Source organism: Shinella kummerowiae, assembly GCF_009827055.1.
GTDB lineage: Bacteria > Pseudomonadota > Alphaproteobacteria > Rhizobiales > Rhizobiaceae > Shinella > Shinella kummerowiae.
The window spans coordinates 200,010-223,358 of sequence record NZ_WUMK01000009.1; the positions used below are offsets into that span (position 1 = coordinate 200,010).

The following is a 23,349-nucleotide window of genomic DNA, read 5'->3' on the forward strand; positions in this document are numbered from 1 at the left end:
AGGAAAACAAGGGCGAAAGACATGCTGAATACCGTTTCCAAGCCGGCATGGGCCGGCAACACGCTCCGGCTCGATCCCAAGCGCTTCCCGCAGCAGGTGACGTTCGAGCTGCGTGGCGAAGGAACCGATGCCACCATCACCCTCGACGAACGCGGCGCCGTGCTGCGCAAGGTCCTGCCATCGAGCGGCCTGCCGCTTTCGATCGCACTGCCGGCCCGAGCCTTCAAGGGTGTCGCCGCCCGCGCCATCGACCACGGCAACGGCGACGTGACCGTTACCCTCGAACTGCACCATCCCGACCCAGACCTCTGCATTCCGCTGCTCGTGGCGCATGACCTCTGCGATATCGCCGCCGACTGGCGCAGCTGGGCGGATGCCTACCGCATTCCGATGCTGATGGTCGAAGCCGATGGCATCGCCCGCCCGCTCGATGACAATCTGACTGTCGGCAGCCGCCCTGCCAAGCCGCGCCGCCGCCATTCCTACTTTGCGGATCGCCGCCCACGCTTCCTCGTGCGCCGCACGACGGGCAAGCTCGGCGTCCAGATGAAGATCGACGGCCGGGAGATCATCGCCCGGCGTTGATGCCCCGACGAAGACATGACCTCCGGAAGAGCCGGCCGTCCCTGCGGCCGGCTTTTTCGTGCCCTGTTCCCTGCGGAACATGTTTCCGGCGCCCGGCGTGGGAAACAGCGTTCAACACAGCGGCAAAGTCCGCACGAACGCAAGGGACCGATCGTCATGGCAAAGCTCTTCACCACCCTCCTCGTCCAGATCCGCAAGGCCGATGCAGCGCTCATCGAACGTGGTCGCCCGCCGCGCCGGGGTTTCGAGATCGCCATGCACCCGGCGACCCTGCGCCGTTCGGAAGAGCGTCCGCATGTCGGCGCGCGTTCACCCCGCTACCGCTAGGCCGCAGGCCTGCATATGCGGTGCGCCTTTTGCCCGGCGCCTGCCCGCAGCGGTTGACATCCGGGCGTGAAACAGCGCAATTGCACTCCGGTTTTGAACGTCGGGAAGTCTTGCATGTCTCGTGAACTCGGTACGCAGCGTGAACTGGAAGCCACCAAGGCTGTCATTGGGGAGCTGGCGAAGCATCTCAATGTCAATGTTGCCTTGGAACTGTGGGACGGCACGGTCATCCCGCTCGGCAAGGGCGCACAGGAGGAAATCCGCTTCGTCGTTGCTTCCGCCAACGTGCTGCGCCGCCTGCTGCGCGAACCATCGCTGATCAGCGTCGCCGAACTCTATGCCACGGGCGACCTCGACATTGTCGGCGCAAACCCGGTCGATGCGATGCGCGGCGTGGATCATCTCCAGTTCCTGCGGCTTCCCAAGAAGGTCAACAAGGCGCGGCTCCTGAAGATGGCGCTGCCCATCCTGCTCAAGAGCTATTCGGCCTCGTCCTTCGTCAAGCGCTTTACCAAGAAGGCGGGCGCCACCCCGACCAGCGGGCGCGACGACAAGGAGATGATCGGCTTCCACTACGATCTTTCCAACGAGTTCTACAGCCTCTTCCTCGACGAGGAGATGGTCTATTCGTCGGCCTATTTCCCGACACCCGATGCCACGCTCGACGACGCGCAGCTCAACAAGCTGGACCTCATCTGCCGCAAGCTGCGCCTGGCGCCGGGCGATCGCCTGTTCGACCCGGGCTGCGGCTGGGGCGGCCTTCTGTGCTATGCCGCAAAGCATTATGGCGTCGACGCCTATGGCACGACGCTGTCCACCGAACAGTTCGACTTCGTCAACGCCAAGATCGCCAAGATGGGTCTGGGCGACAAGGTCAAGATCGAGCTGCGTGACTGCCGCAGCATTTCCGACGACAAGATCTTCGACAAGATCGCGCAGGTGGAGATGATCGAGCATGTCGGCATCGCCAACCACCACGATTTCTATCGATACCTGCGCAAGCACATGCGCCCGCGTGGCGTCTATTTCGGCCAGGCAAGCTTCCGGCGGAACACCGAGCGGCCGGAGGATTTTCCGAAACTCACGCCCTACATGCAGTTCATCGTCAAATACATTTTCCCCGGCGGCGAGCTTGACCATGTCGGCATGACCACCGGCGCGCTGGAACGGGCAGGCTTCGAGGTCCACGAGGTCGAGGCCGTGCGCGAACATTTCGGCTACACGACCGAACACTGGGTCCGCCGCCTCTATGATCGCAGGGAAGAGGGCGCCGCCCTCGTCGGCATGCCGCAGACGCGCATCTGGCTGCTCTACCTGTCGCTGTGCGCCCTCTCCTTCCACCGCGGCGCGCTCAACGCCTTCCAGGTGGTCGCGACCAGCCGCCATTCCGGCGCCTCCGGCGTCGGCTTCGACCGCATCACCGAATATGGCGGCGCCCGCCGCATCGGGACGGACGACGCGTCCGAAACTGCGCGAAAAACCGCTTAAGCGAAGGGCAATGCGGCGACGAGGCCGATAAACAGGATCAGCCCGACGACACCGTTGAACTTGAACAGTGCCAGGCACTGTTCGGGATCATCGATGTCGAGCGTGGCGATCTGCCAGGCGAGCATGATGCCGGCAACGGCAAGGCCGAGCCAGGCGACGAGGCCGACACCGGTAAGCCAGAACGACAGCGCGATTAGCGCCACCGTCAGGCCGTAGAGACCCATCAGCCATTGCGCCGTATTCTCGCCGAACAGACGCGCGGTGGAGCGCACGCCGATCAGCGCATCGTCTTCCTTGTCCTGGTGGGCATAGATCGTGTCGTAGCCGATCGTCCAGGCAATGGCGGCAATATAGAGCGCGACAGAGGCGCTCGAAACCTCCGAAAATTCCGCCGCCCAGCCCATCAGTGCGCCCCAGGAAAAGGCCATGCCGAGGAAGAATTGCGGCCAGTCGGTGAAGCGCTTGGCAAAGGGATAGATCGCGACGATCGCCAGCGACGCGACGCCGAGCACGATGGCGAAAAGATTGAACTGCAACAGCACGACGAGGCCGACAAGCGCCTGCAGCGCCATGAAGATCTTTGCCTGCCGGCGCGTGACGCGGCCGGACGGCAGGGGGCGCGAGCGGGTGCGGGCGACCGCCTGGTCGATATCGTGGTCGACGAGGTCGTTATAGGTGCAGCCGGCGCCGCGCATGGCGACGGCGCCGACGAAGAAGAGCAGGAGATGCGTGACGAAACGCGTCAGATCGAACGTGCCGACCGCCGCCGAAAGATTGGCCGCCAGCGCCGTCGACCAGAGGCAGGGCAAGAGCAGGAGCTGCCAGCCGATCGGCCGATCCCAGCGCGCAAGCTGTGCATAGGGCCAGGCGCCGCGCGGCAACGCGCGGTAGACCCAGTTGTTGGACGGCGCATCGGCGACGCGGCCGGAATCGGACGGAGAGGTGATCATGCCCCTAGATCGCAAGCGGCCTCGCCCCGGTCAAGCCGGCACGAAGCCGCAGCCAACTACGGCATCGTGAAATCGAAGCGGTAGGTGGCGGAGAGGCCGATCAGGAACTGGTCCTTGTCGCCGCGCTCCTTGACAAGGCTCGACTTCGCGGCGTCGCCGACGAGGCGCTTGTATTCGGCAAAGGCGCTAGTCTCGATCTTTTCGTTGACCTGCCAGGTGATGGCGGCACCAGCGCCGACCGAATGGATGCCGCCATCCGGATCGTAGGCGGCAAGGCCCGATTCTGCCACCTGGTTCGGCTTCACGCCGTAATAGGTGTCCATGTAGTCGTTCGAGGCGATGGTGACGCGCGGTCCTGCCGAGAGGCGCACATCGGGCCGCACGTCGACGAAGGCGTCCGCCGAAATATCGGCGACGATGCCATCGTGGCTGCGGATGCCGTGGCGCACTTCGCCGCGCACGCGCAGCCAGTCGGTCGGGTAGGCTTCGGCAAAGGCACCGAGTTCGCCGCCGAACTTTACCGGCGTCAGGCCCTTGAGGTCGTCGGAATCGCCGTCGTCGCGCGACATGACCAGCTTGCCGGTCGCACCGGCGCGGAAGCCGCCATTGTCAATGAGCGCGAAGGACGGGTTGTCGTTGCGCGACGAGAAACGCACGGTGCTGCCGGCCTTGCCGAGCGAGATCATCGGCGTGACCTGGAACAGGTATTTCTTGGCGCCTTCATAGTCCGGGGCGGCAAAGCCGGCTGCGCCGACCTTCAGATACCAGTCGCCGGACCAGAAATAATCGCCGGCAAGGGCGCTGGCGGGCGCAAACAGCAGGGCGGCCGCAGTCATTGCGGTCGAAACACGGATACGCAAAACTAAAATCCTCGCTTCACCGGCAGACCCGCCGCGGGCTGCCGAAATCTTTGATTTGGTGAACATTAGCCGCGTTTCATTACCGTTTCGCTAACCATCGCTCCGGCCGCACGGCAGGAACGATTCGCTCCAGTCTGCGTTTTTCGACAGGAGAAACAAGGAGTTTTCCCATGACCGTCAGCACGATGGAACTGAAGCTGCAGGCAATTCGCAACGACACCGGCCTTTCCCGCAAGGAGAAGATCGAAAAACTCGAAAAGCTGCGCACCGAAGCCCGCGCCCTCCAGCGCGCCGCGACCGAGAGCGCCATGGTCGAGGATGACGGCTGGTACGAGGACGTGCACCTGATCGACACCGAGCTGGAAAACCTCGGCCGCGGCGTCGAGGAAAAGGGTGCGGCGACGCTCTGACGCCCCGCAGCCCTTGACCTTTCGGCCTCACCCGCTTAACCCGCCTGAAACCAAGGACGGATCGAGGGTGCGGGCATGAAGGTTCTGTTGATCGGATCGGGCGGACGCGAGCACGCCCTTGCCTGGAAGCTGGCGCAATCGCCCCTTCTCACCACGCTCTATGCGGCGCCGGGCAATCCCGGCATTGCCGAATGCGCGACACTCGTTTCGCTCAACATCGACGACCATGCCGCCGTCTCGGCCTTCTGCAAGGAGAATGGCGTGACGTTCGTGGTCGTCGGCCCGGAGGCCCCGCTTGTCGCCGGCATTGCCGATGTGCTGCGCGCCGATGGCATCGATGTGTTCGGCCCCTCCGCGGCGGCCGCCCAGCTCGAAGGGTCCAAGGGTTTCACCAAGGACCTCTGCGCCAAATACGCTATCCCGACCGGCGCCTATCAGCGCTTTACCGACGCCGTCTCCGCAAAATCCTACGTCAACGAACAGGGCGCGCCGATCGTCATCAAGGCGGACGGGCTTGCCGCCGGCAAGGGCGTGACTGTTGCCATGACGCTCGACGAGGCGCTTGCCGCCGTTGACGACTGCTTTGACGGCGCATTCGGCGCAGCCGGCGCGGAAGTCGTCGTGGAAGCGTTCCTCGACGGCGAGGAGGCGAGCTTCTTCTGCCTCTGCGACGGTGTGAATGCCCTGCCGCTTGCCTCCGCCCAGGATCACAAGCGCGTCGGCGACGGCGATACCGGCCCCAACACCGGCGGCATGGGCGCCTATTCGCCGGCTCCGGTGATGACGCCGGACATGGTTGAACGCACGATGAAGGAGATCATCGAGCCGACGATCCGCGGCATGGCGGCGGATGGACACCCCTTCCAGGGCGTGCTCTTCGCCGGGCTGATGATCACCGCGAAGGGCCCCGAACTCATCGAATACAATGTGCGCTTCGGCGATCCGGAATGCCAGGTGCTGATGATGCGGCTGGAAAGCGACCTGCTGCCGATCCTGCATGCGGCGGCGATCGGTCGGCTCGACAAGGTTTCCGCCGAATGGCGCGACGCGCCGGCGCTGACCGTCGTCATGGCCTCCAGGGGCTATCCCGGCAGCTACGAAAAGAACACGCAGATCCTGTCGCTGCCGGCCGACGACGCGGGCACCAAGGTGTTTCATGCCGGCACAGCCCTGAAGGACGGCACGCTGGTGGCGACCGGCGGGCGCGTGCTCAATGTCACGGCCGTCGCCGAGACCGTCGCGGAGGCACAAAAGACGGCGTACCAAGCACTCGACCGGGTAAAATGGGACAACGGCTTCTGCCGCCGCGATATCGGCTGGCGCGCTGTTGCCCGCGAACAGGCCTGAGGCGGTCGCTAAAAACCGCCTGGTTGCTCAAATTTTACCATTTCTCCTGACGGGACCGTAACCGGTGGGCGCTATTCTCCCTGTACTGATTAGGGAGAACCGTGATGCGTACCCTGCTGCCGACCCTTGCCGTCGTGCTCCTTGCCGCCCCCGCCTTTGCCGGGTCGATCGAACCCGTTGGCGCGGCCGCATCGGCAGGTTCGAGCATCGAGGCGATCAGTTGCAACGACTGCCCGCCCCTGAAGCCGAAGCGCGAGCTCAGCACCTACCACGTCGATGATATCGCGCCCGGCACGCAGAAGGTCGAGATCCGCGAAGCAGACGGCGAGCGCAAGATCTTCCGCACCGAGGCCTGGATGGGCGGTTCGCCCGTGCTGTTCGTCAGCAAGGCGCCGGTGGAAACGACGCAGGCCGCAGAGGTTGAAAAGCCGGCGGAAGAGAACGCCACGGCGACGGAAACCGTCGATGCCAGCGCCAAGACGAGCGCGGTGGACGAGACCGCCGCACGCAAGGCAGCAACGGCGACGATGGCCTCCTCACGCGAGTTTGATCCGTCGAAATTTGCACTTCGGCTCAATTGACCCCATATTGGGGGGACCCTGCCCTTCAGTCCCTCCAGGCTGACGGATCCGTGAAAACGGACGTTTTGCGCCCCTGACCTCAAGCGGGGGCGCAGGCGTGTTAGCCGCCCTCTCCAAAATCTTTCGCCAGTTGATCCACCTGCCGGTCGGAATAGACGGCGATGCCGTTGCGGCGCAGCAGCGCCGCCGTCACCCCCTGCCCCGCATGCCGCACGCCGGAAAAGCTGCCATCATAGACGAAACCCGACCCGCAGGACGGGCTGCCGTCGATGAGCAGCGCATGCTCACAGCCGTTCTGCCGGGCCACGTCGAGCGCGATCTGCGCACCGGCGATATAGGCCGCGGAGACATCCGCACCAGAAAATTCCAGCACCCGCGCCCGTCCATCGAGCACGTCGTCGCCGTTCAAGCCGTTTTCAATTTCCGCCGGTGGCCGCGGCACCTGAAACCCGCCCGCAAGCTCCGGACAGAGCGTCACCAGGCGTCCCTCCGCCCTCCAGCGGTCGACAGCAGCATGCAGGAGCGGCTTCGCCGAGCCGTTGTAACGCACCGGCAGGCCGGCAAGGCAGGCACTGATGAGGATTTTTCCGACCATCAGCGCCCGCCCCTCACCCCGCGATCTTCGAGAAATCCGCGACCGTGCCCGTCGCCGCGCGAATGGCGGCGAGAAGGGCGAGGCGGTTGGCGCGGATGGCCGGGTCTTCGTCGTTGACGAGCACGTCGTTGAAGAACTGGTCGACCGGCGCACGCAGGGCCGACAGCGCTTCCATGGCGGAGCGGAAATCCTCCTGGGCAACGGCGGCAGCCGCGTCACATGAGGCCGTTTCAACAGCGGCGTAGAGCACCTTTTCCGCATCGAGCTTCAGCAGATCGGCCGAGACCGCGCCTTCGACGACGGTACCCTTCTTCTCTTCGGCAGCGAGAAGCTGCGTGGCGCGCTTGGTGCCGGCGAGCAGGTTCTGCCCCTCTTCGGAGGTAATGAACGCCGTCAGCGCCTCGACACGGCGGGCGACCATCAGCAGGTCAACCGCCTCCGGCGTCAGCACAGCGTCGATCAGGTCGTGACGCGCGCCCATGTCGCGCAGGTAGACTTTCAGGCGATCCTGGAAGAAGGCGAGAAGGTCCGGATCCTTCACAACGGAGCCGAGCGGAAGGCGGATGTTCTTTTCCAGCAGCATGCGGGTGACGCCGAGCGCGGCACGGCGCAGCGCATAGGGATCCTTCGAACCGGTCGGCTTCTCATCGATCGTCCAGAAGCCGATAAGCGTGTCGAGCTTGTCGGCGAGCGCGACCGTCAGGCCGACCTTGCCCGCGGGTACGCGGTCGGACGGGCCTTGCGGCTTGTAATGGTCTTCGATCGCCTCGGCGACAGCGGCGTCCTCGCCCTGAAGGACCGCATACTTGCGCCCCATGATGCCCTGGAGTTCCGGGAATTCGCCAACGGCTTCCGTGCGCAGATCGGCCTTGGCAAGCACCACCGCGCGATCAACGAGCGCCGCATCGGCACCGGTCACCTTCGCGAGTTCAGCAGCGAGCGTGCGGATGCGCTCGACGCGCTCGCCCTGCGTGCCGAGCTTAGCGTGGAACGTCACGTTCAGCGCGTCAAGCTTGGCCATGCGCTGGTCGAGCGGCTTCTTGAGGTCGAGGCTGAATTTTTCGGCCGAGGCCGTCAGCGTCTCGAGGTCCGGCAGGTCGCGCTGGTCGCGCAGCCAGAAGTGTTTTGCATCCGAAAGGCGCGCGCGCACGACCTTGCCGTTGCCGTGCACGATTTCCTTGCCACCGTCCTTCGCCTCGATATTGGAGACGAGGATGAAGTGGTTGGAGAGCCCCTCTTCGCCCGGCTTGCGGGTGACGAAACATTTCTGGTTCGTCTTGATCGTCAGGCGGATGATTTCCGGCGGGATCGCCAGAAACTCTTCATCGAACGTGCCCATCAGCACCTGCGGCCATTCGACGAGGCCGGAAACCTCTTCCAGCAGGCCCTCATCCTCGACCAGTTCGAGGCCGTTGGCGAAGGCGATATTGTTGGCATCCGTGGCGATGATCTGCTTGCGGCGCTCGGCATCGAGCACGACCTTGGCCTTCTCCAGATTGGCCGCATAGTCCTCGAAGCGGCGCACGGTGATGGCGTCCGGCGCATGGAAGCGGTGGCCGTAGGTGACATTGCCGGCAACGAGCCCGTCGACCTCGAAGGGCACAACGCGCGTTTCCTCCGTCTCCGAGCCGAAGGTGCAGACGATCGTTTGCAGCGGGCGCACCCAGCGCAGTGCGCCGGGTTTCGCCGAGGCGGCACCGGAGCGCATCGACTTCGGCCAGGGGAAGTTGCGGATGATGCCGGGCATCACCTCGGCGATGATCTCGTCGGCCGGACGGCCCGGCTTGACGATATGGGCAACGTAGAAATCGCCCTTCTTCGGGTCGGAATGCACATGGGCTTCGGAAATCGAGGCGAGGCCCGCCTTGCGCAGAAAGCCCTGGATCGCCTGCTCGGGCGCCGACGTCGCCGGCCCCTTGATGTCCTCGCGCACGTCGCTGGAGCGCGCGTTGAGGCCGCGGATATCGAGCGTCAGGCGGCGCGGCGTCCAGTATTCACGGGCACCCTCATAGGTCAGGCCCGCCTCCACCAGCGCATCGGTGACAAGCTTCTTCAGGTCCCCCGCCGCCTTGCGCTGCATGCGGGCGGGAATTTCCTCGGAGCGGAGTTCAAGCAGGAGATCGGGCATGTCAACTTTCCTCACCCTCGCCTTGGCGGAGAGGGGCGGCACGCAGTGCCGGTGTGGGGTAAAAATCGTGTGCCTCTGCTAGCAAAGTTAGGCGCTGCTGTACAACGGCAAAAATGGTGTCCAGGACGGCATCGAGTTCGGTTATGACGTCGTGGCTCCAGAAACGGATGACATCATAGCCTTGGCTTTCAAGAAAAGCCTTACGCTCGGCGTCCTGTTGGAGGGCAGCATCCTCGGCGTGCTGACTACCGTCCAGTTCAATGATGAGCCCGCTCTGGTGGCAAGCGAAATCGGCGAAATATTTGCCGATCGCCACCTGGCGACGAAAGTGGGTACCCTCCAACGGGATGCGTTCCAGGTGGCGCCAAAGCTTCGCTTCGGCATCGGTGCTGTCGTTTCGCAGGCGGCGGGCGTTGGCGATCTTGAAGCGATCGAGCCCCAGCGGTTTCTTTCCTGCCACGCGTCACCCCCACCCGCCGCGTCGCGGCGACCTCCCCCCTCAAGGGGGAGGTAAGGCTTTGCCGCACCGACTTACCAAGTCCGAACTGTCCTTAATTTACTCCAACCTTCAACGCGGAGCACCCACCCTCCCCTTGAGGGGGAGGGTCGGGCCAAAGGCCCGGGGTGGGGTGACCGCCTCCGCACAACGGGCAAGGCCTACCACCCGCCCCCACCGCCGCCGCCCCCACCTCCACCGGAGGAGCCGCCACCGCCACCCGAGGAGAAGCCGGAGGAGGAGCTTTTCGGTGGGTCGGGCAGTGACGACGTCATGGTGCCGGCCATGGAGCCGGCGAAGCCGCCCATGCGGTCGGTGAAGTTGCCGGAGGAGAGGCTGTCGCCGTGGTACCAGACGGGCTGGTAGGTGGCGGCACCGGCAGCGGCGGCTGCGAGGAGCCAGCGATCGAAGGTTTCCGACCAGGGTTTTTCCACGCCAAGCGCCACGGCATAGGGCAGCAGCGTCTCGAAATGACGGGGGGACATCTCCGGCGCGCCGGCCATGTTCATGCGGTCCTTTTCTGCAAGCGTCAGGTATTGGCGCAGGCCCGCGATGCCGTCCATCATCTTGCGGCCGAGCGGGGTCGGCGCGCCCATCAGGAAGAAGAACACCAGATTGGTGACGACGATGCCGCCAATGGCGGCAAACAGCGGCAGTTGGCCGGTCGCGGCACCGGTGGCGAAAAGCGCGAGCACGATGCCGCCGAACACCGTCAGGAAGACAAAGCTGATGAAGGCGATGATGGCAACCGCGAAGATGCGCGCCCCGAGCGACTTCGACCGCCGGAAATTCTGGCCGAGCGCGACCGCGAAGATCGACACGAAGACCGAGGCAAAGACCGGCAGGATGACGAGCACGATGCCCTCCTCCGGCAGCGAGCCGAAGAGGAGCAGGCCGGCAAGGCAGGCAAGCGACAGCAGGATGCCGCCGATCGCCTGCGGCCAGTTGGCGAGGTAATATTTGCGCCGATGCTCCTTTTCCATCGCATCGCGGAAACTGCCGCCAAGCGTCTGCACGCGCTTGCCGTTCGCCTTGTCGATGGCAAGGCTCGTGCCGGCAGCGCCCAGCGCGCCGAGCAGCACCTTTTCACCCGTCGGCAGATCGCCGGCAGCCTTGTCCGTGCGGGTGACGACGATCGATTTTTTCAGGTCCTGAAGCTCGACCAGCCCCTTGACCGCAAGGTTAAGGAAGGCGGCCGAAATCGCCGTCCAGCCCTGCCCGCCAAAGCCCTTCTCGTCGATATAGTTGACGAGCGCTGGAGAGATGCCGTCCGGCGCATCCCAGCGCGGCACGACGACGCCGCGCGGCGGATCGCGCCCGACGGAAAGCCAGGCCCAGAGGTAATAACCGACGACGAGGACGAGGCCGCCGAAGGCGAGGAAGAGATTGCGGTTGTCCTGGAAGAACAGCGCCCGCTCCTCTTCCGGCGTCGGGCGGTTGATGCTGCCGGTCGGCATTTTCACGCCGATCGTCAGGCCCTCCTGGGCCGCCAGTTCGCGCGTCGTCTCGAAGCTCGCCTGATTGCCGCGGTTTTCCGCGCGCGCGTCCTTGCCGGTCGCGCCGAGCGGACCGGTGAAGACGGTCAGCTCCTCGGCCCGCACGCCCTCCGGCAGCGTCACCGTCGCGCTTGCGCGGTGGATGGGAAAGGCCCACTCCGTCCCGGTGACGTTCCAGAACAGTTCGTCATGCGTGTCGAAGAAGCGGATCTGCCGGGTCGTCTCGTAGGTCAGCCGGTACTGGTGGAAGCCGGGGTCGAGCAGCACATCCGCCGAGCCGAAATAGATGCGGATGCCACGGCGGATGGTTTCCGTGCGGTAGGGTTCAGGACGTCCGTCGCGCTCGACGCTCAGGATCTTGAAACCGACCTCGCGCTCCCGTCCTTCGGCATCCGTGAAGGTCAGCGGGAAATCGCGGTAGATGCCGCGGCGGATCTGGTTGCCTTCGGCATAGACTCGGATCGTTTCCGTCACCGTCAGCGTGCCGTTCCTGGCGAGCGCGATATCGGAATGGTAGCGGTCGAAATACTCTTCCGCCCGGGCAGCGCCTCCGACCAGAAGGCAGAGCCACAGTGTCAGGAGAGCGGCAATCCGCATCACATGGGACCTCAAATCTAGAACTTCACTGTCGGCACAGCCCGGTCGGCCGGGTTTTCGATCTCGAAATAGGGCGCCTTGAGGAATTTGAAGAGGCTGGCGACGAGGTTCGACGGGAAACTTTCGACCTTGACGTTGAGATCGCGGGCAGCGCCGTTGTAGTAGCGGCGCGACATCTGGATTTCATCCTCCAGCGTTTCCAGCGTCTGCTGCAACTCGGCAAAGTTCTGGTTGGCCTTGAGATCCGGATAGGCCTCGGCAAGGGCGAAGATGCGGCCGAGCGCCTGGCTGAGCAGGCCTTCCGCCTGGGCGCGGCCGGCGACATCGCCTGATGGCACGGCCTGCGCGCGGTTGCGCAGTTCGACGACCTTTTCCAGCGTCTCCTTCTCGTGGCTCGCGTAGCCCTTCACGGTCTCGATGAGGTTAGGAATGAGATCGGCGCGGCGCTTCAACTGCACGTCGATGCCGGACCAGGCCTCCTCCTTCACCTGCCGGGCGCGCACCAGGCCGTTGTAGATGATGATGGCGTAGATGACGACCACCGCCGCGATTGCCAGACCGATCATGACGTTCTCCACTCCTTCTGTGCGTTCGCCGCGACCTTAACATTCGTAACAGGGCTGGAAAGCCCCCCATCCGCATGCCGGTACCTTCTCCCCGCTGGGGAGAAGGGGAAGATCGCCGACGTCTCGTTTCCCTTCACCCTGTCACCGCGGGAACCGCGCGGCGGCGGGCTTTGGCCGATAGTCGCTCATCGACAACACGAACCCCGAAGCGACCGTCATGAAAGCCCTCGTCCTCACCATCAACGTTCTCGGTTTCACCGCCCTGTTCCTCGCCTACACGATGGGCGCTGCGGTCGATCGTCCGTCGGGTGTGCGCCGGGCTCTCCAGACCTATGCCGGCCAGCTCCCCACCGGTGCCTTCCCGACGCTGAAACCCGTCTGGGAACTCGGCGTGAAGGTCACGACGATCGCTTGAGGCCCGCTCCCTCCGCCGGCCGCCCTTGCCGAAACGATCCTGCCGATCATATTGAAATGACGGTGCCGCCGGTGCGGCCTGCCTGTCCGTGACGGAGGACCCTGGGATGAAGACCGTAGCCGCCGGATCGCTCGAGATCGCCTATATCGAGACCGGGCCCGCTGACGGGCCTGCCACCGTGCTGCTGCATGGCTTCCCCTACGATGTGCACGCCTATGATGCGGTCACCGAAATGCTCGCTGCCGCGGGCCATCGCTGCATCGTGCCCTTCCTGCGCGGCTTTGGCGCGACCCGCTTTCTTTCCGCAGAAACGCCCCGCTCCGGCGAGCAGGCCGCACTCGGCGCGGACCTCCTTGCCCTGCTCGACGCGCTGTCCATCGAGAAGGCCTGTCTTGGCGGCTACGACTGGGGCGGGCGCGCAGCGTGCATCGTCTCGGCGCTGTGGCCGGAGCGGGTGCAAGGGCTCGTCAGTTGTGGCCAGGGTTACAATATCCAGGACATCGCGCAGGCGGGCACGCCCGCTTCACCGGAGGAAGAGGCGCGCTACTGGTATCAGTATTATTTTCATTCGGAGCGCGGTCGCCGGGCCTTGCAGGAAAACCGCCGGGAGCTCTGCACTTTCATCTGGAAACTCTGGTCACCGACATGGGGCTTCGACGCGGCGACGTTCGATCGCTCGGCCGCCGCCTTCGACAATCCGGATTTCGTCGAGATCGTGATCCATTCCTACCGGCATCGCTTCGGCGGTATTCCCGGCGACCCGGCTTTTGCCGGCATCGAGGCAAGGCTGGCACGGCAGCCGGATATTTCCGTTCCGACGATCGTGCTTTTGGGGGCCGACGATGGCGTCGACCCGCCCTCGCCCATCGATCACCACAGGCGGCATTTCACGGCATCCTATGACCGGCGCATCGTTCCCGGCGCCGGCCACAACCTGCCCCAGGAAACGCCGGACGCCTTCGCTGAAGCCGTGCTCGACCTGACCCGCTACGCTGGATAGCCGCTCAGGCCGCGTCCTTGGTCCAGTTCACGCCACCGGCATCCGTCAACAGGAAGGCTTCGCCGCAGGCCTTGGCCAGCGTGCGCACCCGCAGGATGTAGCTCTGCCGTTCGGTCACCGAGATGACCCCGCGCGCATCGAGCAGGTTGAAGACGTGGCTGGCCTTGATGCACTGGTCATAGGCCGGCAGCACACATTTGTGCAGGCGCTGGTTCTCTGCGTCACCCGGCGCGCCGGCGGCGAGCAGCGCCTGGCACTCCTTCTCCGCATCGATGAAATGGCGGTGCAGCATGGCCGTGTCGGCGAATTCGAAGTTGTGGCGGGAATATTCCTGCTCGGCCTGCAGGAAGACGTCGCCATAGGTGATTTTTTCCGCGCCCTCACGGCCGTTGAAGTTGAGGTCGTAGACGTTGTCGACGCCCTGCACATACATGGCGAGGCGCTCGAGGCCATAGGTCAGCTCACCGGCAACCGGCGAGCACTCGATGCCGCAGACCTGCTGGAAATAGGTGAACTGCGACACTTCCATGCCATCGCACCAGCACTCCCAGCCTAAACCCCAGGCGCCGAGTGTCGGGCTTTCCCAGTCGTCCTCGACGAAGCGCACGTCGTGCAGCAGCGGATCGAGGCCGATGGCGGCGAGCGAGCCGAGATAGAGTTCCTGCAGGTTCGACGGGTTCGGCTTCAGGATGACCTGGTACTGGTAATAGTGCTGCAGACGGTTCGGGTTCTCGCCATAGCGGCCGTCGGACGGGCGACGCGACGGCTGCACATAGGCGGCGCGCCACGGGCGGGGGCCGAGCGCACGCAGTGTCGTTGCCGGATGGAACGTGCCCGCACCCACTTCCATGTCATAGGGCTGAAGCACCGCACAGCCCTTGTCCGCCCAGTAGTTGTGCAGCGTCAGGATCAGCCCCTGGAAGGAGCGGGTCGGGTTCATGTGGTCAGGCAGGGCGGCTGAGGTCATCGGTTTCGTCCGGCATTCTTTGGAAAAGCTGGCGGACTGGTGCCACGATGCGCCCGAGGGGTCAAGGGAAAGAGGAGTTGGGCAGTAGGCAATAGGCAGTAGGGCGTGAATCGTCGGACGAAGTCTTATCGCGGCGCCCCATGCCTAAACCCTACTGGCTACTGGCTATTGCCTAACCCCTCTCAGCCTCAGTGCCGCTCGAGCGAGCGGAAGAGGCCGGAGCCGGCAACCTGCGTGACCGCCTGGACCCGCTGCGGGGCAAGATCCGGCACCTGGCTCATCTGCCGGCGAACGCCGCCCGGCACGCGCGCGGCATACCAGGCCGCAAGCACGGGAAGTTCGCGGCGCAGCGAACCTGCCGGCTGCCAGCCGAGCGCACGCAGCGCCCGGGTATCCAGCGGCGAGCGGGTAACATTGCCGGGTCGGCCGCCGATGAAGCTGACGCCCGCAACGGAGCCCTGAACCGTATCCAGCACCATCCGGGCGATGGAGAGCACGTCGTGCAGTTCGTCGCCGGCGACATTGTAGGTGGCATTCTCCGCACCGGTCGACACCACGCTGCGCAGCGCCGAACAGAGATCCGAGACCGCAACGAAAGCCCGCTTCTGCGCGCCGTCGCCATGCACCGGCAGCGCGCGGCCGACGGTCGCCAGCTCCAGGAAGCGCGGCAGCAGCTTTTCGACATTCTGGCGCGTGCCGACAATGTTGACCGGGCGCAGCACACGGATATCGAGATCGAAAGAGCGGCGCAGGCCGGCGATCAGCATTTCGGCGGCGGCCTTGGAGGCGCCGTGCGGATTGTCGGGCAGGAGCGGCGCGAGTTCGCCGATCGGCTGGCCGTTGCCGGCGCCGTAGACCTCGGCGGAACTGATATGGATCATCAAGGGCACACGGCGGCGGCCCATCGCCTCCACCAGCACCTGAGTGCCCAGCGCATTGGCGAGCGTGAAGCGTTCCGGCACGGAAAAGGCGCGTTCCACATGGCTTTCGCCGGCCGCATGCACCACGAGATCGGCGTCCTTCAGCATCTCGGTCACAAGATCGAGATTGCCGACGTCGCCTTCCTGCAAGGTCACGCGGCCCGTGCGGAAGGCGGCGTCGAGATGCGCCATGTCGGCGGCATAGGTGAAGCTGTCGAGCACGCGGATACGTGCATTCGGGCAATGAACGAGAAGGTCGTCGACGATGTGCGAGCCGACGAAGCCGGCACCACCCGTCACGACGATGGTGCGGATCCGATCGAGGTCGAGCGAGGCCATGGTGTACTCCGTTCATCGCAGGCGCCTTGCAGACCGCCCTCATGGCGATCCTGAACCGTTAGATCGGTCTTCCTGCGCGCGGGAGCAAGTAAAACCCCAGGCTGCATGGCGGTAAATCGGATATTAACCTTACGTAGAATGGTTAACGTGTCGAGCCGGCACGACAGGGCCGCTTTACGCTTCCCGACACGGCACGCGACTGTGCCAAAACGTTACTCGTCGTCGCGGCGCACGCGATATTCGCCGGTTTGCGGGTCCTTGACCAGCGTGCCGGTGGCGCCGGTGCGGCGTTCCTCTTCGGCACGCTTGTTGATCTTGCTCAACCGCTCGGCATCCGCGATGAACTTGCGGTAGCCGAACCAGGCCAGGCCGACGATCAAAAGAAGAAAAATGATCTGGGCCATAGCCCCTCCCCTTTTTTGTTTTTTCGCAATTCCGAACGCAAAACCGCTTCACACTCTTGCTGGAATTGCTCCTTGCCTTATCCGGAAAGCCCGAAGCGGCCCCACAGCGCCTTTTCTTCCGCGAGCCCGGCAACGGCCGCGACGCCGGCCGAGCCTATACGGCCGGCGATGTCCTCGGAAAGCCCCCCGATGCCCGGCGCCTTGCGGCCGAACAGGCCCTTGGGCGCGGCGACCAGCTCAAGCCGCGTCTTCGGCCCATAGCGCCGCTTCAGCTCCGAGCGCATGTCCGAGAGCCCGTCGACGAGGCCGAGCGCCTTGCCGCGACCGCCGGTCCAGAACAGGCCGGAAAACAGGTCCGGGTCGTCGGCGAGTTTCGCGCCGCGACGCTCCTTCACCATGTCGATGAAGACCTGGTGGATTTCGAGCTGGAGCGACTTCAGATACTCGATGTCGCTCTCCTTCTCCGGCTGGAACGGGTCGAGGATCGCCTTGTTGCTGCCGGCCGTGTAGACGCGGCGCTCGACGCCGATCTTCTTCAGCATTTCCGGAAAGCCGAAGCCGCCGGAGACGACGCCGATGGAGCCGACGATCGAGGTCGGATCGGCAAAGATCTCGTCGCCGGCCAGTGCGATCATGTAGCCGCCGGACGCCGCAACATCCTCGACGAAGACCAGCACGCGCTTGTTCTTCTCGGCGGCGAGCTCACGAATGCGCTGGAAGATCAGCCGCGACTGCACCGGCGAGCCGCCGGGCGAGTTGATGGAGATCGCCACCGCCGGCGCATCCTTGTAGGCAAACGCCTTTTCCAGCGCCGGTGCCGCCGTGGAAAGATTGAGCGGCGGCCGGAACTGGCTGCCACTCGCCATGATCGCGCCGTTCAAACGGACGACCGGGATCGCGACACCTTCCTTGCGAAATCTCTTCGGCACCAGCGTCTTCAAAAATCCGGCCATCGCGCGATCCTGTCTCCTGTTTATCTGCCCGGCTGATGTATGCACGACGGGCGAAAACACAATGGCGCGCCCTCAAATTCGGGTTTTTGACAGGCGCGGATAGCTTGCCCGACCGTTGTTCAGGTCGTTGACGAAGGGCGTGAAGGCGTGCTGCGGGCCGTCATGCATGATGAGCGGCATGCGCAGCGCGAGGCGGGCGCGGGAGCCCTTTATGGCGGTCACGAGGATGCGGTGGGCGCTTTCGCCCGCGCGGGGGTGGATCGGCGTGATTTCGATGCCGCCGAAGCGGCGGCCGCAGGCGGCGATGATGTCGGCGATCGATTCCGGCCGGGCGATCAGCGAGAGCTGGCCGCCGGGCTTCAGGATGGCGCCGGCCGTCTTGATCCAGCGCTCGAAGAGGTTTTCGTCCATCGCGTGCGCTTCCGCCTTCAATGCATCCGGCGCGCGGCGATCGGCGCCATCGTTGAAGGGCGGGTTCATGATGACGTGATCGTGAACGTCGTCGGCCAGGCCGGCGGCAACCCGCGCCCTGCCGGACAGCGAGACATCCGCCTGGAGAACGGATAGGCGGCCGGCAAGGGCGGCATTGGCCTCCAGCGCGACGGATTTGCGGGCGAAATCGGCCATGAGGGCGGACCGCTCGACGAGCAGCACGTCGGCCTTCTCGATCCGCGCGGCGACGGCGAGGCCGGCAGCGCCGGCACCCGCGCCAAGATCGGCCACCCGCATCGGTCCCTCACCGGCCACGAGGGCGGCGAGCAGCATGGCATCCATGCCGGAGCGATGCCCTGTGCCCTTCGGCTGAACGACGTGGAAGCGCCCGTAGTGGAAGGCATCGACGGTTTCGGCGACGGTCATGAGGGAGCGACCCTATGTAGATCGGAGAGGGCACCGAGAAGCCCCTTCTCCCCCAGGGGGGTCGCAGGCACAAAAAATAAAAGCTTCATCCGCCCGGCCCCCTCATCCGCCTGCCGGCACCTTCTCCCCGTCGGGGAGAAGGGGAAGGACGAGCCATCTTTCGTTCCACATCTGACCTCCCCGCGAGGCAAGACGCGCGGCAGGCTGCATGCCCCGGCGCGAAGCCCACTCTCACGGGCGCAGCTCCGCCGCCAGCCCCGCATCCGTGAAAATCTGCCGTGCCTCATCCTCGCGGTCGCTTTCCACGAGAAAACGGCGCGGCAGCATGCCGAGCGAGCCTTCGAGGATGCTCATCGCCTGGTCGGCGATCAGGCAGTGGATGCCGGCTTCCTTCATCAGGCTTTCCGCGAAGGAAAGCAGCACGGCGTCGTTGGTGCGGATCAGTTCGATCATTCCGGTCTTTTTCCAGCCATTATTGCCGAGGCGGGACAATTCGCCTCTTGCCGCAGCAAGCCCCGCTTTCTATTGTCTTTCAACAAAAATGAACAGGAGTCCGGGCATTTGGGCGTCGTGATACCGCTTGAAGAAGGCAAAAACAAACAGGCGTCGGTCAAGCCGCTCGTCGACCTCACGAAGGCCGACATGGAGCGGGTGAACCAGCTCATCCTGTCGAAGGCCGGTTCCGACGTGCAGATGATCCCGGAGGTCGCCAACCACCTGATCTCGTCCGGCGGCAAGCGCCTGCGCCCCATGCTGACCCTCGCCGCCGCCGCGATGTTCGGCTATGACGGCGACCATCACATCAAGCTCGCGACCAGCGTCGAGTTCATGCACACGGCGACGCTCCTGCATGATGACGTGGTGGACGAAAGCGACCTGCGCCGCGGCAAATCCACCGCGCGCATGATCTGGGGCAACCAGGCGAGCGTGCTCGTCGGCGATTTCCTCCTCGGCCAGGCCTTCAAGATGATGGTCGAGGTCGGCTCGCTGGAGGCGCTCGACGTGCTGTCGACCGCCGCGACCGTGATTGCCGAAGGCGAGGTGCTGCAGCTTTCCGTCGCCAAGAACATGGAAACGACCGAGGACGACTATCTCCAGGTCATCCGCGCCAAGACGGCCGCCCTCTTTGCTGCCGCCGCCGAAGTCGGCCCAATCATCGCCAATACCAGCAAGGCGGAGCGCAATGCGCTCAAATCCTACGGCATGAATCTCGGCCTCGCCTTCCAGCTCGTCGACGATGCGCTGGATTACGGCGGCAAGGCGGCCGATCTCGGCAAGAACACCGGCGATGATTTCCGCGAAGGCAAGATCACGCTGCCGGTCATCCTGGCCTGGCGCCGCGGCACGGCGGAAGACCGCGCCTTCTGGCGGGACGCCATCGAAGGCGGCCAGAGCGACGACGCCAATCTGGAACGCGCCTTCGGGCTGATCACCCGCTATGGCGGCCTGACGGACACCATCGCCCGCGCCCAGCATTACGGCATGATCGCCCGCGATGCATTGGCACCGCTGCCGGCCAGCCCCTGGAAGAACGCGCTGCTCGAAGTCATCGACTTCTCCATCGCCCGCGTCAGCTGATCGGACGGCGTGAAAACGGTCCGGCAGGATTTTCTTGCCGCACCGCGCCAAAAAAGCCATTCTCTACCGTCATGAGTCCGTGACTGATTTGGGCGCCATCGTGGCAGGATTTGTCATGCGAGGCTTCCGGGGCTTATTTCATTCCTGCTGGAAAGGCATTTTGATGCGGCATTCCCTTCTCCTTCGGCTTCTTTCCGGCGTGGCGATTGCGGCCAGCCTCGTGCTGACTGGCCCTCTCGCGGCCTATGCGGAGGAAAAGCCCGCGGCGGCGGTAGCCGAGGAAACGCCGTTCGACCCCTTGAACGTCAACACCTTCTCCGGCGCCTTCCTTGCCGCCCGCACGGCGGATTTCGACAAGGACTACGAGACCGCCGTCACGCTCTACAAGATCGCGTTGCAGTTCGACCCGACCAATCTCGACGTCAAGCAGCGGCTGATGATCACGCAGCTGATGAACGGCGACTTCGATGAAGGCGTGAAACTCGCCGACACGCTGAAGAACGATTCGTCCGTCGAGCGTATCACGGCCGTCGTGCGCGGCATGGAAGCGATCCGCAAGCGGGAATACAAATCCGCCGAAAAGATGCTCGTCTACAAGGGGCCGAACGACCTCGACAAGATGATGAACGACCTGCTGCTTGCCTGGGCCAAGTTCGGCGACGGCAAGTCAAAGGAGGCACTCAAGCTGATCAGCGGGATGGAAGGGCCGGAATGGCTTGCCATCTTCAAGAACTACCATGCCGGCGCGCTCGCGGCTGCATCCGGTGACAAGGCGACCGCCCGCGCGCGCCTCAACGAGGCGATCCTCGACCGCAATGGTGCAGGTGCGGCACCCGACACGTTCATTCGTGCCGTGATGGCGCTCGCCCGTCTCGAAGCGCGCGAAGGCAACAAGCAGAAGGCGCTGGATGCGATTTCGGTCGGTGACAACTTCATCACCAGCTACGCACCGCTGAAGGCGCTGCGCCAGAGCATCGAGGCCGGCGAGAAGCAGGAACAGCAGGTCCGCACCGCCGCGCAGGGCGCTGCCGCCGTGCTCTTCTCGATCGGCGGGGCGCTCAACCGCGATGGCGCCGAAGACATCGTCTCGCTCTATCTCCAGGTCGCGCGCGCGCTCGATCCGGACAGCGACGACATGCTGGTGCTGCTCGGCGGCCTTGCCGAGAACCAGAAGAAGCCGCAAAAGGCGATCGACTATTATCGCGCCGTGCCGGAAAAGTCGCCGATGCGGCGCATTTCCGAGTTGCAGCTCGGCCTCAACCTCGCCGATACGGGCAAGGTCCCGGAGGCCAAGAAGCATCTTCAGGCGCTGATCGATGCCGATCCCGCGGATCTGCGCAGCTATCTGGCGCTCGGCAGCGTGCTGTCCGATGCCAAGGACTACAAGGACATGGCGACGCTGTACGATCGCGCGGTGGAAGCGATCGGCGCTGTTCCGACCCGCAACCACTGGAGCGTCTTCTTCCAGCGCGGCATCGCCTATGAGCGGCTGAAGGAATGGGAGAAGGCCGAGCCGAACTTCCGCAAGGCGCTGGAACTGAACCCCGAGCAGCCGCAGGTGCTGAACTATCTGGGTTATTCCTGGGTGGACATGAACAAGAACCTCGACGAGGGTCTGGACATGATCCGTCGCGCCGTCGCCCTCAAGCCGGATGATGGCTATATCGTCGATTCGCTCGGCTGGGCCTATTTCCGCCTCAACCGCTTCAACGACGCCGTGGCGGAACTGGAGCGGGCAGCGGAGCTCAAGGCCGGCGACCCGACGATCAACGACCATCTGGGCGATGCCTATTGGCGCGTCGGCCGCAAGCTGGAGGCGACGTTCCAGTGGAACCGCGCGCTCGGCCTGAAGCCGGAAGAGGCGGAAATCCCCAAGATCAAGCTGAAGGTCGAGAACGGCCTGCCGGAGCTGAAGAAGACCGAGCCGGCCTCCGCCGAGGCGAAGGATGAAAAGCCGGTGCAGAATGTCTCTCCGGAAGGCGCTGCCGCAGACCGCAAGTCGTAAATGCCAGGCACCGCCAGCCTGCCGGGCTTTGCCGTCACCGAGCAGGCGCCGGCCAAGATCAACCTAGCGCTCGCCGTTATCGGCCAGCGCGAGGACGGTTATCATCTCCTCGACAGCCTTGTGACCTTCACCGCCTTCGGCGACCGCATCGGCCTGTCGCCGGCGGCGCAAGATCGTCTCACGCTCTCCGGCCGCTTTGGCGATGCGCTTGCCGCGGACGCCGACAACCTCGTCACGCGCACCCGTGACCGCCTGCGTGGTGCCCTGGCCGCATCCGGCCGGGCGAGCCCTCCGGTGCACATCCATCTTGAAAAGAACCTGCCCATCGCCTCCGGTATCGGCGGCGGCTCGGCGGATGCGGCGGCCACGCTGCGCGGCCTCCTCACCCTGTGGCAGACAGACGTGCCGAAAGCCGCGCTAGACGCCATGGCGATTAGCCTCGGCGCCGATGTGCCGATGTGCCTCGCCAGCCGCCCGCTGATTGCCCGCGGCGTCGGCGAGGACATCACGCCGGTGCCGATGCCATCCCTGCCCATGGTGCTCGCCAATCCGCTTGTCGGGGTTTCGACGCCCGCCGTCTTCAAGGCACTAGCCTCGAAACACAATCCGCCGCTCGTCCTCGACAGGGCGCCCGCCGACTGGCCGGAAGCGATCGGCCGGCTGCGCAACGATCTGGAGCCACCGGCCCGCGCGCTTTGCCCCGATATTGCTGCGATCTCCGAAAGCCTCGCGGTCACCAGCGCGACCCTGGTGCGCATGTCCGGTTCCGGCGCGACCTGTTTCGCGCTATACCCGTCCGATGCGGCGGCAGATAGAGCGGCGACGGCGCTCGCGATCCGGCATCCATCCTGGTTCTTCACCGCCACCCGCACTCTTGGAGCCGATGATGGCACGCATTGACGAGACGAGGCCCTTTCTCCCGGTCGGCATCGCCGTGCTGACGGTGTCGGACACCCGCACGCCAGAAACGGACCGCTCCGGCGACACGCTCGTCGCCCGTATCGAGGACGCGGGCCACCGCCTTGTCGCCCGCGCCATCGTGCCGGACGATATCGCCGCGATCCGCGCACAGGTGGAAGCCTGGACGCACGATACCGCGGTGGACGTCGTCATTACCACGGGCGGCACTGGCTTTACCGGCCGCGACGTGACGCCTGAAGCGCTGGAACCGATCTTCGAAAAGCGGATGGACGGATTTTCCGCGGTTTTTCACCGCATCTCCTACGAGAAGATCGGCACGTCGACCATCCAGTCGCGCGCGACCGGCGGCGTGCTGAACGCCACCTTCATCTTCGTGCTGCCCGGCTCGCCCGGCGCCTGCAAGGACGCCTGGGACGGCATCCTGAAAGCGCAGCTCGACTACCGCCATATGCCGTGCAACTTCGTGGAAATCATGCCGCGCCTCGACGAGCACCTTAAGCGCTCGGCCGGCTGACCTGTTCCATAGGGCACTGCGCGCCGCGTTCGCCGCATCTATCACTCTC

Annotated in this window: 25 protein-coding genes; 12 read left to right on the top strand and 13 right to left on the bottom strand. The window is 64.8% G+C overall.

Features of this window, described 5'->3' with window-relative positions:
- Window positions 1-21: 21 nt before the first annotated feature.
- The 3 genes from GR138_RS23115 to GR138_RS23125 all read left to right on the top strand — a co-directional run bounded on the left by GR138_RS23115 (window position 22) and on the right by GR138_RS23125 (window position 2,400).
- Window positions 22-585: a DUF6101 family protein gene (locus GR138_RS23115; protein ID WP_160861618.1), complete on the top strand. Its 564-nt coding sequence runs from the start codon at window positions 22-24 to the stop codon at window positions 583-585.
- 156 nt (window positions 586-741) lie between these two features.
- Entirely contained in the window at window positions 742-912 is a 171-nt protein-coding gene (locus GR138_RS23120; protein ID WP_160861619.1) for a hypothetical protein, read from the top strand.
- 114 nt (window positions 913-1,026) lie between these two features.
- On the top strand, window positions 1,027-2,400 hold the full coding sequence (locus GR138_RS23125) for an SAM-dependent methyltransferase (RefSeq protein ID WP_160861620.1): 1,374 nt from the start codon (window positions 1,027-1,029) through the stop codon (window positions 2,398-2,400).
- Here the strand turns inward: GR138_RS23125 and ubiA are convergent.
- Both ubiA and GR138_RS23135 read right to left on the bottom strand, forming a co-directional pair.
- Window positions 2,397-3,350 (bottom strand): 4-hydroxybenzoate octaprenyltransferase, encoded by a 954-nt coding sequence (ubiA, locus tag GR138_RS23130; RefSeq protein ID WP_202402791.1) that lies wholly within the window; start codon window positions 3,348-3,350, stop codon window positions 2,397-2,399. The genes GR138_RS23125 and ubiA overlap by 4 nt on opposite strands.
- A 56-nt stretch (window positions 3,351-3,406) precedes the next feature.
- Window positions 3,407-4,210 (bottom strand): MipA/OmpV family protein, encoded by an 804-nt coding sequence (locus GR138_RS23135; RefSeq protein ID WP_420853704.1) that lies wholly within the window; start codon window positions 4,208-4,210, stop codon window positions 3,407-3,409.
- A 170-nt stretch (window positions 4,211-4,380) separates the two neighbouring features.
- Here GR138_RS23135 and GR138_RS23140 point away from each other — a divergent pair, with 170 nt between their 5' ends.
- From GR138_RS23140 to GR138_RS23150, 3 genes are all read left to right on the top strand, one after another.
- Complete coding sequence (locus tag GR138_RS23140; protein ID WP_160861621.1) at window positions 4,381-4,620, top strand: hypothetical protein; 240 nt, start codon at window positions 4,381-4,383, stop codon at window positions 4,618-4,620.
- A 75-nt stretch (window positions 4,621-4,695) separates the two neighbouring features.
- Window positions 4,696-5,967, top strand: coding sequence for a phosphoribosylamine--glycine ligase (purD, locus tag GR138_RS23145; protein WP_160861622.1), 1,272 nt, complete (start codon window positions 4,696-4,698; stop codon window positions 5,965-5,967).
- A gap of 104 nt (window positions 5,968-6,071) precedes the next feature.
- On the top strand, window positions 6,072-6,548 hold the full coding sequence (locus GR138_RS23150; protein WP_202402792.1) for a plant virulence effector HPE1-like domain-containing protein: 477 nt from the start codon (window positions 6,072-6,074) through the stop codon (window positions 6,546-6,548).
- Between the two features lie 100 nt (window positions 6,549-6,648).
- On the opposite strand, the gene GR138_RS23155 is transcribed toward GR138_RS23150, so the two are convergent.
- The 5 genes from GR138_RS23155 to GR138_RS23175 all read right to left on the bottom strand — a co-directional run bounded on the left by GR138_RS23155 (window position 6,649) and on the right by GR138_RS23175 (window position 12,426).
- Window positions 6,649-7,143 (bottom strand): 2-thiouracil desulfurase family protein, encoded by a 495-nt coding sequence (locus tag GR138_RS23155; RefSeq protein ID WP_160861623.1) that lies wholly within the window; start codon window positions 7,141-7,143, stop codon window positions 6,649-6,651.
- 13 nt (window positions 7,144-7,156) lie between these two features.
- The gene (gene glyS / locus GR138_RS23160) at window positions 7,157-9,271 is read right to left on the bottom strand and encodes a glycine--tRNA ligase subunit beta (RefSeq protein ID WP_160861624.1); all 2,115 of its coding nucleotides are present in this window, start codon (window positions 9,269-9,271) and stop codon (window positions 7,157-7,159) included.
- Between the two features lies 1 nt (window position 9,272).
- Window positions 9,273-9,731, bottom strand: coding sequence for an endonuclease domain-containing protein (locus GR138_RS23165; RefSeq protein ID WP_338091146.1), 459 nt, complete (start codon window positions 9,729-9,731; stop codon window positions 9,273-9,275).
- Window positions 9,732-9,928: 197 nt separating this feature from the next.
- On the bottom strand, window positions 9,929-11,860 hold the full coding sequence (locus tag GR138_RS23170; protein ID WP_160861625.1) for a DUF2207 domain-containing protein: 1,932 nt from the start codon (window positions 11,858-11,860) through the stop codon (window positions 9,929-9,931).
- A 17-nt stretch (window positions 11,861-11,877) separates the two neighbouring features.
- A complete protein-coding gene (locus GR138_RS23175) occupies window positions 11,878-12,426 on the bottom strand; it encodes a LemA family protein (protein WP_160861626.1) in 549 nt (182 codons plus the stop codon).
- 217 nt (window positions 12,427-12,643) lie between these two features.
- On the opposite strand from GR138_RS23175, the gene GR138_RS23180 reads away from it, so the two are divergent.
- Both GR138_RS23180 and GR138_RS23185 read left to right on the top strand, forming a co-directional pair.
- Complete coding sequence (locus tag GR138_RS23180; RefSeq protein WP_160861627.1) at window positions 12,644-12,841, top strand: hypothetical protein; 198 nt, start codon at window positions 12,644-12,646, stop codon at window positions 12,839-12,841.
- A 106-nt stretch (window positions 12,842-12,947) separates the two neighbouring features.
- Window positions 12,948-13,841 carry an alpha/beta fold hydrolase gene (locus tag GR138_RS23185; protein WP_160861628.1) on the top strand — a complete coding sequence of 298 codons (894 nt, stop codon included), beginning with the start codon at window positions 12,948-12,950 and terminating at the stop codon, window positions 13,839-13,841.
- 4 nt (window positions 13,842-13,845) lie between these two features.
- On the opposite strand, the gene GR138_RS23190 is transcribed toward GR138_RS23185, so the two are convergent.
- The 6 genes from GR138_RS23190 to GR138_RS23215 form a co-directional block, all read right to left on the bottom strand.
- Entirely contained in the window at window positions 13,846-14,808 is a 963-nt protein-coding gene (locus tag GR138_RS23190; RefSeq protein WP_160861629.1) for a glycine--tRNA ligase subunit alpha, read from the bottom strand.
- Between the two features lie 188 nt (window positions 14,809-14,996).
- Window positions 14,997-16,067 (bottom strand): dTDP-glucose 4,6-dehydratase, encoded by a 1,071-nt coding sequence (locus tag GR138_RS23195; protein ID WP_160861630.1) that lies wholly within the window; start codon window positions 16,065-16,067, stop codon window positions 14,997-14,999.
- Between the two features lie 212 nt (window positions 16,068-16,279).
- Window positions 16,280-16,471 carry a hypothetical protein gene (locus GR138_RS23200; RefSeq protein WP_160861631.1) on the bottom strand — a complete coding sequence of 64 codons (192 nt, stop codon included), beginning with the start codon at window positions 16,469-16,471 and terminating at the stop codon, window positions 16,280-16,282.
- A gap of 77 nt (window positions 16,472-16,548) precedes the next feature.
- Complete coding sequence (locus GR138_RS23205) at window positions 16,549-17,424, bottom strand: S49 family peptidase (RefSeq protein ID WP_160861632.1); 876 nt, start codon at window positions 17,422-17,424, stop codon at window positions 16,549-16,551.
- Between the two features lie 72 nt (window positions 17,425-17,496).
- Window positions 17,497-18,282: a tRNA1(Val) (adenine(37)-N6)-methyltransferase gene (locus GR138_RS23210; protein WP_160861633.1), complete on the bottom strand. Its 786-nt coding sequence runs from the start codon at window positions 18,280-18,282 to the stop codon at window positions 17,497-17,499.
- A 231-nt stretch (window positions 18,283-18,513) separates the two neighbouring features.
- Entirely contained in the window at window positions 18,514-18,735 is a 222-nt protein-coding gene (locus GR138_RS23215; RefSeq protein ID WP_160861634.1) for a putative signal transducing protein, read from the bottom strand.
- A 108-nt stretch (window positions 18,736-18,843) separates the two neighbouring features.
- On the opposite strand from GR138_RS23215, the gene GR138_RS23220 reads away from it, so the two are divergent.
- The 4 genes from GR138_RS23220 to moaB all read left to right on the top strand — a co-directional run bounded on the left by GR138_RS23220 (window position 18,844) and on the right by moaB (window position 23,300).
- Window positions 18,844-19,860 (top strand): polyprenyl synthetase family protein, encoded by a 1,017-nt coding sequence (locus GR138_RS23220; RefSeq protein ID WP_160861635.1) that lies wholly within the window; start codon window positions 18,844-18,846, stop codon window positions 19,858-19,860.
- A 163-nt stretch (window positions 19,861-20,023) separates the two neighbouring features.
- The gene (locus GR138_RS23225; RefSeq protein WP_160861636.1) at window positions 20,024-21,865 is read left to right on the top strand and encodes a tetratricopeptide repeat protein; all 1,842 of its coding nucleotides are present in this window, start codon (window positions 20,024-20,026) and stop codon (window positions 21,863-21,865) included.
- On the top strand, window positions 21,866-22,765 hold the full coding sequence (locus tag GR138_RS23230; protein WP_160861637.1) for a 4-(cytidine 5'-diphospho)-2-C-methyl-D-erythritol kinase: 900 nt from the start codon (window positions 21,866-21,868) through the stop codon (window positions 22,763-22,765). It begins immediately after the preceding gene.
- Window positions 22,752-23,300, top strand: coding sequence for a molybdenum cofactor biosynthesis protein B (moaB, locus tag GR138_RS23235; protein ID WP_160861638.1), 549 nt, complete (start codon window positions 22,752-22,754; stop codon window positions 23,298-23,300). The genes GR138_RS23230 and moaB overlap by 14 nt, the downstream gene beginning before the upstream one ends.
- The last annotated feature ends 49 nt before the right edge of the window (window positions 23,301-23,349 follow it).